A 12,028-nucleotide genomic window follows, 5' to 3' on the forward strand; every position below is an offset into this window, starting at 1 on the left:
ACATTATACTATTTTTCCAGTTACATATTTATTAAAAAATTCTTTTTCTTCTATCGGTTTAGAAAAATAGAAACCCTGTCCCACATCACATTTAATCGTCTTTAAAAAATCTAGGTCTTTTTTAGTTTCAATACCTTCACATACAACAGACATATCTATACGATGTGACATTTCGATAATACACTGAATAATACTATACACTTTTTCTCTATTAAAAGTTTCTTTAAGTAGACTTTTATCCAACTTTAACCCGTTAATCGATAAAGAGCATAAAAGACTTAGAGAAGAATATCCTGAACCAAAATCATCCATAGAAATTAAAAATCCTAACTTTTTAAGATTATCTAAAATCGAAATAACTGGCTCAGATATTTTATTAAAAGCACTTTCAGTTACCTCTATTTCTATATATTTAAAAGGAATTTCATATTCTCTAACAATATCCAAAAATCTTTGGTAGAAGTCATTTTGATAAATAGTAACTCTTGAAAAATTAACTGCTATAGGATAAGTGTATTGATTTTTTTTCATAAATGTCTTTTTTATAAATGAACATGCTTTCTTTAACATATAAAAATCTAATTCAATAATAAATCCACTTTTCTCAAATAATGGAATAAATTGATCTGGTGACAAAAATCCAAGTTCTGGAGAAAACCATCGTACAAGAGCTTCTGCACTCACAACGTTTAAAGAAGATATCTGAAATTTTGGTTGCAAATACATATGAAATTCCTCATTTTCTAGTGCCTTGTGCATATAATTATAAATACTATTTTCCATTTGTAGTTGCTTTAACAGATTTTCATTATACCATACAGTAGATGAAATCCCTCTCTTTTTACTTACCTTATGTGCAATATTTGCCTTATCCATTATAGAGTTAATAGATTTATAATCTAATTTCTCATCTTCAACTAAATATGCACCTATACAATAAGATATAGTTTGAGTTACATTCATATTTAATTCAGATATTATGGAATCAGTCAGAATTTTACTAATTTCATCTAATAGAGTCTCTCTATATTTTGCAAGTATCACAAAATTATCTGAACCAACTCTTGCACAAATTTCTTTAGTATTAAATGTCTTGGAAAGTGCGGTTGCAACTATTATTAAAACTTTATCACCATATTCATATCCATGTGTATCATTAATATATTTAAAATTGTCAATATCAATATTTAATAACACATATTCTCCCTTATATGCATGATGTAAAATTTCAATAGCTCTGTTTTCAAATGCAACTTGATTTTTTATTTTTGTCAAATTGTCAGTATAAAATATTTTATCAAATTTTCTTTTATTATAACATTCCCAAATCAATAGGCTTATTGTTGAGACTATAAGATAGATAAGTAATGCAGTAGCAAAGGTATGCAATTTTATGTCAGAATGTTTTTCAGATATAAAAATAACATCTCTAGATAGTGAAGAATATGTTTCGCTCAATCTGTATAATTCATCACCTGAACCACCATTTCTAACTTTTATAATTTCTTTTTTCATAGATTTCCACATAGAATCCATTTGAATTAATTTTTCTTGAAATTCTTTATTATCACACCTTTGTAATCCATTTTCCCCTTTACCTGTTCTTAGCTCTATTAAAATGCTATCTAGTTGTTTTATCAAGTTATCATTTCTTTTATTATTCAACTCTTGTTTAACAACTTTTTGAGTTTCACTGCCAATGGTACTAGTATAATTTATAATTTTAATATGTTCTATACTATTGTATAGGGAAAATATAAAAATTATAATAGCAACTAACCAAATAGTAGCATAAATTAAAAAATCATATTTTTTCTTCATTATTGTTACCTCAATTATAATATATCTATATAATTTGCAAATGACTAATCACTTCTGAATCTCCCATAACTAAAGTCACAGGGTTCCTGTTTCATAGAATTTTGCATAATCAACACTTTGCAGTAGTATGTATTTACCTCAAATAGCTCTATCTTCTATATATCTAAGATAGACCAATCTCTGATAATATAGATTTTTTTAGATAGAAAACATACAATATGTGTTTTTTCCTTCTTCTTTTGCTCTATATAGAGCACTATCTGCATGATGATATAACTCATAAAATTGTTCTCCATCTTCTGGATATACAGAAATACCTATACTTACACTTATTTCAAAATATAAATCATCATACTTAAATGTACTATCTAGTATTTTTAATATATCAAGACCTTTATTTTGTATACTTTCTTTTTCTCCATTGTACTCCATAAAAGCTATAAACTCATCACCTCCCACACGACCAACTATATCTGCTTTTCTAAAATTTCTTTTTAAACATTCAGCTAAGTCAACTAATATCTTATCTCCAAATACATGTCCCATAGTATCATTGACATATTTAAAATTATCTACATCAATCATAAACAGAGCATAACTTCTACTTCTATCACTCGATAGCAATATGTTTCTAATCTTTTCCTCAGTAGTGCTCTTATTTAGCAATCCTGTCATTAAATCATTTTGAGATTGTTCAATTAATTTATTATACTCTTTCTTTTCTTCATCTATATTTCTTATTTTTCCTAGTATGGATATAGCAGTATCTCCAATCTTATCTGGTTCATTAAACTCTATAGAACACCATAAATGCACATTATTTTTAGAGAGTATACGTATTTCTATTGTTTCTGGCTTGTTACCTCTCTGTGCCTCTTCTAAAGCATCCAGTAAGGTCTTACAATCATCTTCATAAATATTTAATAACTGTTCAGTAATTGTTGATTTTGGTTCTACTTGAAAAATATTGTAATAATTATCAGAAAATATTATTGTATCATCCTTAAAATTATATTCAAATAAAATGTCCCCCCATTGCTTTAATGCTTTTTGGTATCGATTAGCTAAGTTATTAGATGTTCTATCTTTTTCTTCATAAGTTTCATCTGTTACATCTACTATACTTGAATAAAAATACTGTTTCCCATCCTTATCATTTTCACATAACCTAGAAATTGTTTCTAAAGAAATTAAACGATTGTCTTTGCATCTGATGCGATAGTTGAGTGTAATTATATCTTTAGAATTAATTTGGCTTATTATATCGCTGATTACATTTTTTCTATCTTTTTCAAAGATTAAATCAATATACTTTCCATCAAACTTGTTTTTTATTTCTTTTTCTGTATAACCTATTAATGATATAAAACTAGGAGAAATATAATCTAAAGTGAAATCTTCATCAAAACGAATACATTTTACACAAGCCGGAATATTATCCAGTACTTTCCTGTATTTCCAATATGATTCTTCCATCTCTAAAGACCTTTTCTTAAGTCTATCATTTTCTACAATAACTACAATTAAACTCTTAAATCCTTCTTTTCCTCTTACGACATTACCTGTTCCGAGTATCCATATAGGTGTTCCATCAGATTTTACTACTCTAAATTCAATAGTTACTATATCACTAATTCCAAGTTGTCTCCTAATTTCATAATTTACATATTCTATATCATCTTGATGAACAAATCCTAATGCTTGATTCTTAAATTTTTCTTCCATCTCTTTAATTGTATAACCAAGCATTCTACGATACCCTTCATTACATGTAAGGAAAGTAAATTCATGGTCCATTCCAACTTGAAATATACCTGCATATGCATTATCTATCAGTTCTTTTATATTCATTGAATGCGTTGGAGTGAGTGCAGAATATACCATGCTCTTTTCCTTTTCTAAAGAAGTGTCTTTTGATATAATATCTTCCTGATAGTTAAATGAATCAACATATTTTTCAAAATAATATTCATGAAACTTATCTGCATTTATAGGCTCTTTATAATAAAACCCTTGCAGTATTTCTGGTCTCATCTGTTCAATAATTTTTAAAGTTTCCTTATCTTCAATTCCTTCAACATAGACTGTCATATTCATACTGTGACACAAGTTAATAATTTGTGAAACAATTTTTTGGTCTGTTACATCATACGTAATACGATTTAAAAGAGTATGATTAATTTTTAAAGAATCTGCACTTAATTCACGAAAAATTTCTAAGGATGAATGTTTCGCTCCAAAACTATCAAAGGTAATCTTAATGCCTTGACTTCGAAGAAAATCAAAAGAACGTCTTATTTCTTCTATTTTTTTTATAGTATTATCTTCTGTCAATTCCAATGTTATTAGAGATGGTGGCACACCTTCTTTTCTTATAGTATCTAAAATAAAGAACTTGAAGCTAGGGTTTTCAAGTTGTTGATATGATACATTTATGTTCATCTTGAAATTTGGCATATATTTTATCCATATATTCAGTTGTTTTAAAGCAGTTCTAATTATCCATTGACTAACTTTATCCATAAGTCCAGAAGATTCTAAAAAAGGTATAAACTCAGTTGGGCCAAGTTTCATTTCAAAATTAGGATTCTTCCAACGAAGTAATACTTCACATCCATATAGTTTCTTATTATCAGCAAAAATGAGTGGTTGATAATTTAAATAAAATCCTTTAAAATCATTTAACACACTTTCTCTTAGATACTCTATCAATTTTATAGAATACTGAGAAAAAGTTAACTTATCCTTTGAGTAGACAAGGAGAGTCTTTTTTCCTTGTTTCTTTGCCCTCTCAAAAGTAACACGTGCATTTTGGTACAATGAATCACAATCTATACCATCCTTAGGGTAAAAACAAATACTTCCTGATATAGTAAATGAAATAGCATGTCCATTAATCTGTTTTATACATTGTGCTACATCCTGAAACCTATTAAATAGTTTTATTAATTCATAACAATCTCCATCTGGATACAAAACTCCAAAGCCATTTCCATCCAATCTATATAAACTTACATCTTCAGGTAAAAAGGGTAAAATAGCTCTAGAAAATTTTTTTAAAACCTTATCTCCAAATGAGTAAGAATATAAATTATTAATTTGCTCAAAATCATCTATTCCAATAAACATAATTCCATATGGATTCTTCTGATTTTCTAAGCTTGAAAGCATCATCCTAAAATTATAATTCCCATTTAAATTCGTTAATTTATCTATAATATTATTAGTTAATGTCTCCATTAATCCATCCCCCTCAAATTTCAAACTTTTTGAAATAAACATTTATCTATTATTTTTTTATTTTACTAACATTTTATATCTCTGAAAGTTTTTATGTGTATAATAAATCATTACCTAATTCAAAAGCTATTTTAAATATTAGTCTACTTTAAATTTAATCATCAAGTAAATGACATTGAAGATGGAATATCTAATTTATTTTAATAAACAATTAAAGTACCATTTACCTAGAATTTAACTCTTTGAATTTATTTTATCACATTATGGAAATATATTCCTTTTTTTTGAGATATTACTTAAATTATACATATACTTGTACAATAAAAGCAACAATCTACTTATCTATTATTAATTATGTTTAAAAATAAAATTTATAAATATATAATAAACTAATTACATTTAGATATATATATTATAAAAAGATAATAAAATTAAGAATATCGATATTATTAAACAAAAAAATACTTTTTAATGACAATTCTCGTATACAAAACAAATTCATACTACAAATATAGTATACATTTGTAAAGCAATACCTATTTTATATAATCCACTTAATATATTCTAAATCATTAAACAATGAAAATAGCCATGTAACTAAACAATCGCAGAATCTTCTGCTTTTAGAAGTTACATAGCTATTTTCATTACTAGCAATTATAGACTGCTCTTTTAAAACCAATCTTTATCTAATAAAAAATTTAATAGCACTATACACAAAAGGTGCAACTAATATAACGCTATCGAATCTATCTAATATACCCCCGTGACCAGGTATTATCTTTCCATAATCCTTTATCCCTACATATCTCTTTATAGAAGATGCAAATAAATCTCCTAATTGAGCTATTATACTTCCTATGCTTCCTATTATTGCTAATTGAAGCAAATTAATACCAAATAAATATCCAAATATAATACAACAAAGTGTACTTCCTATTATTCCTCCAATAGCTCCTTCTACAGTCTTTTTAGGACTCACTTTAGGAATTAACTTATGTTTTCCAAGTAAATAGCCACTAAAATATGCAAATATATCTGTCATAAAAGATATAACAAATATAAGCCATACATAGATATTACCTTTTTCAAAACCATTTATAGTTATAACTATAAAATCTAAAAACACTCCTATATAAAAAATCCCTAAAAACGTAATCGAAACATCTATAACATTGTTTTTGCCCATCAACATATAAATTATACTTGCTAAAAATAAAATGAAAATCATTGCATAAGTATACTCTAATGGTAAGTTAAAAATATTTTTTATAGCTAAATAAATAGAAAATATATATCCAATAATGAAGATTGGATTTATATCTTTTATTTTAAACGCCTTATAAAACTCATGTAATGCAATATAAACTATTGCCATCTCAGCTATATATAAAGGAATCCCTCCATATACAACAAATAGAAATAATGGAACCAGAGCTAGTGAAGCAATAATTCTTGTAAGCATAAAATAATCTCCTTACTTAAGTCCTCCAAATCTTCTATCTCTTTTTTGATATACATAAATAGCCTTTTGTAATTCTTCTTTATTAAAATCAGGCCAATGTATATCAGTGAAGTAAAACTCAGAATAAGCAACTTCCCAAAGTAAAAAGTTACTCAATCTTTGTTCACCGCTTGTTCTTATTACCAAGTCTGGATCTGGTATAGACTTTGTGCTTAAATAGTTTTTTATAATATCTTCATCAATATTGTTTATATCTATTTTACCACTTTCACAATTTTTTACTATATCTATAAGAGCATTTTTTATATCTGCCCTACTTCCATAGTTTAATGCTAAATTTAAGTTAACTCCTGTATTGTCTTTTGTCATTTCCTTAGCTGAGTTTAATTCTCTTATACAAGTCTTTGGTAAAGCACTTATATCTCCTATAGCTGTTACTTTTACATTATTTTGATGAAGCTCAGCTATTTCATTTCTTAAGTATGTAGATAATAAGTTCATAAGTGTATCAACTTCAATTTTTGGTCTCTTCCAATTTTCTGTTGAAAATGCATATAATGTCAAGTGCTTAACTCCTAAATTTGAGCATTCTTTTACTATATCTCTTATAGTTTCTACTCCAGCCTTATGTCCTGCAGTTCTTGGAAGAAATCTAGATTTTGCCCATCTTCCATTCCCATCCATTATAATAGCAATATGAGTAGGTATGTTATTTAAGTCTATGTCATACATAATGTTGTTATTCATATTTTGCCTCCAATATTGTTCTGACTCCTTAAACTAAGGAGTCAGAAAAGTATGTGATTATTAGTTCTACATTATCACCTATCTCAGATATTTTTATAACTCTAGGAACTACAAGTTTATCTTTATCCTTTTTGCCTTCAATCGATTTTATAGTATAAGTTACATTTTGTTCATCAAAATATTTTTTTACCTCATCTACATGAAGACCTAAAAGGTTATAATATTTTTTCAATATTATACCTCCATTATATCCTTTTCTTTTTTAGATAATAATGCATCTATTTCTTTTATAAATTTATCAGTCATTTTTTGAACTTCATCTTGTGCTTTCTTTGACTCGTCTTCAGTTAATTCTCCGCCTTTTTCCATCTTTTTAATCTTTTCATTGGCGTCTCTTCTTTCATTTCTTATTCTAACTTTAAATTCTTCTGCAGCTTTACTAGCTTTTTTAGCTAGTTCTTTTCTTCTTTCTTCTGTTAAAGCAGGTACAGAAAGTCTTATAACTTCGCCATCATTTGATGGATTTAATCCTAAATCTGAATTAGATATAGCTTTTTCTATTTCATGCATAGCAGATTTATCCCAAGGAGATATCATCAATACTCTTGGTTCTGGTACAGATATAGCACCAATTTGATTTATCGGAGTTGGAGTTCCATAATAATCAACTCTTATCTTGTCTAACATTTGTGCATTAGCTCTTCCTGCTCTTATAGTCCCAAATTCAAATTTCAGAGCATCAATTGTCCCATTCATTTTCTCTTCTAACTGCTTATGTATTTCTAGTTTCATAATTTTACTCCTCCTTCATTCTTCATTATTTTACAGTAGTTCCTATATTTTCACCTTTTACTGCTCTTATTATATTCTCTGTTGTAAGCTCAAATACCTTTATTGGAATCTTATTATCCATACATAAAGATGTAGCTGTAGAGTCCATTACTTTTAATTCTTTTTGTATAACTTCCATATAACTTAATTCTGTAAATTTCTTAGCATCTGCATGTACTTTTGGATCCTTGTCATATACTGCATCAACATTTTTAGCTAACAGGATAACTTCTGCTTCCATTTCAGCAGCACGTAAAGCAGCAGTTGTATCTGTTGTAAAGTAAGGGTTTCCTGTTCCTGCACCAAATATAACAACTCTTTCCTTTTCTAAATGTCTAACTGCTCTTCTTCTTATATATGGCTCTGCAATTTGTCTCATATCTATAGCAGTTTGAACTCTTGTAGCAACCTCTATATTTTCTAGTGCATCTTGTAATGCCATCGCATTCATAACTGTAGCTAACATTCCTATATAATCAGCAGTAGTTCTGTCCATTCCTTCGCTAGTTCTACCTCTCCAGAAGTTTCCTCCACCTACTACTACAGCTACTTCAACACCTATTTCTTGTATTTTTTTAATAGCAATAGCAATATCATTAACTACATCATTGTTTATACCAAAACCTCTTTCTCCAGCTAATGCTTCTCCACTTAATTTTAACAATACCCTTTTGTACATTGGTTTATCCATCAGAAACCTCCTATTTCAATCCTTCATATCCATTTTTTTCTATTTTTTAAAAAAGAGAACACCTGCGTGTTCTCTCTTTGGTTATTACTTAAGTTGCTTCGCAACTTCTTCTGCAAAGTTTTCTTCTCTCTTTTGTATACCTTCACCAACTTCGAATCTCACAACTTTAACAACTTTTATATCAGAACCTACTGCTTTAGCAACATCAGCAACTAATTGTTTAACAGTTATATCTGGATTTTTAACGAAAGTTTGCTCTAATAAACAAACCTCTTTTAATTCTTTTTCTAATCTTCCTTTAACCATTTTTTCAACTATATTAGCTGGCTTTCCTTCATTTAAAGCTTGTTGAGTTAATACTTCTGTTTCATGTGCTATGTATTCAGCATCTACTTCATCTCTTGAAACGTACTTAGGATTCATAGCAGCAACTTGCATAGCTACATCTTTACCTAATTCTAAAACTTTAGCATCTCTAGCTTCTGTTTCCATTTCAACAAGAACACCTATTTTTCCACCACCATGAATGTATCCAGCAACTTGTCCATTAGTTACAACTTTAGCAAATCTTCTAAAGTCTAATTTTTCACCGATTTTTGCAACTCTATTATTTAAAACTTCTTGTAAAGTTATTCCTTCTCTATGAGTCTCACCTAATAAAGAAGCTACATCTTCTTTATCAGTAGCTAATGCCATACAAGCAGCATCTTTAACGAATACTTTGAAGTCTTCATTTTTAGCAACGAAATCTGTTTCTGAGTTAACTTCTACCATAGAAGCAACTGTATTATCATCATTCATTTCTATCGCAACTAGACCTTCAGCAGCAACTCTACCAGCTTTTTTAGCAGCTTTTGATAATCCTTTTTCTCTTAATAAATCTACTGCTTTTTCCATATTTCCTTCAGCTTCTTGTAAAGCTTTCTTGCAGTCCATCATTCCTGCGCCTGTACTTTCTCTTAACTCTTTTACCATTTGAGCAGTTATATTAGCCATTTTTTAAGTTTCCTCCTACTTATTCTATTCCATATTATAAATGGTAAGGGCGACCCTTACCATTTAATTGTCAAATTATTATTCTTGGTCTTCAGCTACTTCTTCTTCAGCACCTTGTCTACCTTCGATTACAGCTGTTGCCATAGCACCAGTTATTAATTTTACGGCTCTTATAGCATCATCATTTCCTGGTATAGCAAAGTCTAATTGCTCTGGGTCACAGTTAGTATCAACTATACCAACTACTGGTATACCTAATCTATGAGCCTCTTGTATAGCTATGTTTTCTTTTCTTGGGTCAACTACGAACATTGCACCTGGTAACTCAGGCATGTCTTTTATTCCACCTAAGTATTTTTCTAGTTTTTCTTTTTCAGCTCTTAATTTTATAACTTCTTTTTTAGGAAGAACATTAAATACACCTTCTTCTTCCATTTTTTCTAATTCTCTTAATTTATTTATTCTAGTTTTTATAGTTTTGTGGTTTGTTAACATTCCACCTAACCATCTCTCATTAACAAAGTACATTCCACATCTTTCAGCTTCATCTTTTATCGCATCTTGAGCTTGTTTTTTAGTTCCTACGAATAAGATTGGCTTTCCTGTTTCAGCTACTTCTTTAGTGAACTTGTAAGCTTCTTCAACTTTTTTAACTGTTTTTTGTAAGTCTATTATATATATTCCATTTCTTTCTGTGAATATATACTTAGCCATTTTAGGGTTCCATCTTCTTGTTTGATGACCAAAGTGAACACCTGCTTCTAATAATTGTTTCATTGATATTACTGACATATTTTACCTCCTGGTTTTATACCTCCAGCTTGATCTTCTCCCTAAAAAACCATGTAATAGGCACCTTTTAAGGATCCCAATGCTGTGTGTGATTTATTTTATTTTTTCACCTCTAGTATTATATCATAGAGGTGAAAAAATAACAATATTTTTTCCATATTTTCTATTTTTATATTTTTTTGTGTATTTTATACCATTTTTTTGAATTTAATTTGCAAATTTCATTTTTAATTTTGTTTTTAATGATATATTGTCTACATTATTACTACTTACTATATCTACACTTCCAAGTAAGTCACCTGAATTAGTATAGTATTTTATAGTACCCATAGTATCACCTTTTTTAACAGGATATTCTATATCTTTAATCTTTACTTCTGATTTTATACTTTCATCATCTTTTAATACTGTGTAAAGTTCATCCTTAGCTTTTAAAGTAACTTCTAATTCTTTCATGCCTTTAATATATTTCTTACCAATAAAACTATCTTTATCAATTAATTTTTTCATATTAAAATTTTCTTTTCCATATTTAAGTAGTGCTAAAGAAGCAGATGTTCTTTTATTTTTATGATTAGTACCCAATACTACACCTATTACTCTACGTTTTTTCTCATTTTTTTCATTTTTGTTTACAATCATAGAAAATGATAAGCAATATCCGGCATTACCAGTATATCCAGTTTTTATACCATCTACTTCTGGTATAATTCTTAATAATGCATTTGTATTGCTTTTTTCAAAACTTCTATCTGAATTTGTATATGTCTCCATATCAGTTATAGCTGTTACTTGTTTTTCATAATGGTCAAACATGTATTTACCAAGAATAGCTATATCCCTTGCAGTAGATTTATTTTCTTTTGCTGGTTGTTTTGGATTATTTAAATCGTATATTGGAAGACCATTTGGATTTAGAAAATGTGTATTTGTCATTCCTATTTCTTTTGCTTTTTTATTCATTCTATCCACAAACGCTTCCTTAGTTTTACAAATATGTTTTGCTATAGCAATTGCCGCATCATTTCCTGATACAATCATAAGACCTCTCATAAGCTCTATAAGTGGTACTTCTTCACCATTTTTAAGTTTATAACTTGAACCTTTTACAGATGCAATAGACTTGTCTATTTTTACTACATCAGTTTCTTTTACTTCTTTATTTTCAATAGCTTCTATTGCAAGTAAAAAAGTCATCATCTTACTTAAACTAGCTAATGGTACCTTCATATCAGGTTCTTTACTATATAAAACTCTACCTGTCTCTTGGTCTATAAGTATAGATGTTTTTGAGTATTTGTCTACAGATTTTTCATCTGCAAATGAATAAGTTGGTATTATAAAAACTAGTATCATGGCTAATGCTATAATTTTTCTTATTGCATTTTTCAATTTTTTCACCTTCTTGGATTATTAAGTATATTTATATTTAAATTTTCCCTATT

At 28.3% G+C, this 12,028-nt stretch carries 10 protein-coding genes; all 10 read right to left on the bottom strand.

Features of this window, described 5'->3' with window-relative positions; genetic code table 11:
• Positions 1–3: 3 nt before the first annotated feature.
• The 10 genes from ACTG46_RS11675 to ACTG46_RS11720 all read right to left on the bottom strand — a co-directional run bounded on the left by ACTG46_RS11675 (position 4) and on the right by ACTG46_RS11720 (position 11,975).
• A complete protein-coding gene (locus tag ACTG46_RS11675) occupies positions 4–1,821 on the bottom strand; it encodes a putative bifunctional diguanylate cyclase/phosphodiesterase (RefSeq protein ID WP_054276918.1) in 1,818 nt (605 codons plus the stop codon).
• Between the two features lie 198 nt (positions 1,822–2,019).
• On the bottom strand, positions 2,020–5,061 hold the full coding sequence (locus ACTG46_RS11680) for a diguanylate cyclase domain-containing protein (RefSeq protein ID WP_479922855.1): 3,042 nt from the start codon (positions 5,059–5,061) through the stop codon (positions 2,020–2,022).
• Positions 5,062–5,746: 685 nt separating this feature from the next.
• Positions 5,747–6,526, bottom strand: coding sequence for a phosphatidate cytidylyltransferase (locus tag ACTG46_RS11685; protein WP_054270596.1), 780 nt, complete (start codon positions 6,524–6,526; stop codon positions 5,747–5,749).
• 12 nt (positions 6,527–6,538) lie between these two features.
• Positions 6,539–7,273: an isoprenyl transferase gene (locus ACTG46_RS11690; RefSeq protein ID WP_054270597.1), complete on the bottom strand. Its 735-nt coding sequence runs from the start codon at positions 7,271–7,273 to the stop codon at positions 6,539–6,541.
• A 28-nt stretch (positions 7,274–7,301) separates the two neighbouring features.
• Complete coding sequence (locus tag ACTG46_RS11695) at positions 7,302–7,505, bottom strand: hypothetical protein (protein ID WP_231300705.1); 204 nt, start codon at positions 7,503–7,505, stop codon at positions 7,302–7,304.
• Between the two features lie 2 nt (positions 7,506–7,507).
• Positions 7,508–8,065 (bottom strand): ribosome recycling factor, encoded by a 558-nt coding sequence (gene frr, locus ACTG46_RS11700; protein ID WP_021384992.1) that lies wholly within the window; start codon positions 8,063–8,065, stop codon positions 7,508–7,510.
• Positions 8,066–8,090: 25 nt separating this feature from the next.
• Positions 8,091–8,795 carry a UMP kinase gene (pyrH, locus tag ACTG46_RS11705; protein WP_021384989.1) on the bottom strand — a complete coding sequence of 235 codons (705 nt, stop codon included), beginning with the start codon at positions 8,793–8,795 and terminating at the stop codon, positions 8,091–8,093.
• 84 nt (positions 8,796–8,879) lie between these two features.
• Positions 8,880–9,791 (bottom strand): translation elongation factor Ts, encoded by a 912-nt coding sequence (tsf, locus tag ACTG46_RS11710; RefSeq protein ID WP_054276922.1) that lies wholly within the window; start codon positions 9,789–9,791, stop codon positions 8,880–8,882.
• Positions 9,792–9,869: 78 nt separating this feature from the next.
• Positions 9,870–10,583 carry a 30S ribosomal protein S2 gene (rpsB, locus tag ACTG46_RS11715; protein ID WP_003424537.1) on the bottom strand — a complete coding sequence of 238 codons (714 nt, stop codon included), beginning with the start codon at positions 10,581–10,583 and terminating at the stop codon, positions 9,870–9,872.
• A gap of 207 nt (positions 10,584–10,790) precedes the next feature.
• The gene (locus tag ACTG46_RS11720; RefSeq protein ID WP_176702528.1) at positions 10,791–11,975 is read right to left on the bottom strand and encodes a D-alanyl-D-alanine carboxypeptidase family protein; all 1,185 of its coding nucleotides are present in this window, start codon (positions 11,973–11,975) and stop codon (positions 10,791–10,793) included.
• Between the last annotated feature and the right edge of the window lie 53 nt (positions 11,976–12,028).

The sequence above is a fragment of the Clostridioides sp. LIBA-7678 genome, assembly GCF_056716065.1.

What these genes read in the sequence shown, in the direction of transcription:
- frr (WP_021384992.1), bottom strand. Translation starts at nt 8,065, where the DNA reads ATGAAACTAGAAATACATAAGCAGTTAGAAGAGAAAATGAATGGGACA.
- ACTG46_RS11690 (WP_054270597.1), bottom strand. Translation starts at nt 7,273, where the DNA reads ATGAATAACAACATTATGTATGACATAGACTTAAATAACATACCTACT.
- pyrH (WP_021384989.1), bottom strand. Translation starts at nt 8,795, where the DNA reads ATGGATAAACCAATGTACAAAAGGGTATTGTTAAAATTAAGTGGAGAA.
- ACTG46_RS11685 (WP_054270596.1), bottom strand. Translation starts at nt 6,526, where the DNA reads ATGCTTACAAGAATTATTGCTTCACTAGCTCTGGTTCCATTATTTCTA.
- tsf (WP_054276922.1), bottom strand. Translation starts at nt 9,791, where the DNA reads ATGGCTAATATAACTGCTCAAATGGTAAAAGAGTTAAGAGAAAGTACA.
- rpsB (WP_003424537.1), bottom strand. Translation starts at nt 10,583, where the DNA reads ATGTCAGTAATATCAATGAAACAATTATTAGAAGCAGGTGTTCACTTT.
- ACTG46_RS11680 (WP_479922855.1), bottom strand. Translation starts at nt 5,061, where the DNA reads ATGGAGACATTAACTAATAATATTATAGATAAATTAACGAATTTAAAT.
- ACTG46_RS11675 (WP_054276918.1), bottom strand. Translation starts at nt 1,821, where the DNA reads ATGAAGAAAAAATATGATTTTTTAATTTATGCTACTATTTGGTTAGTT.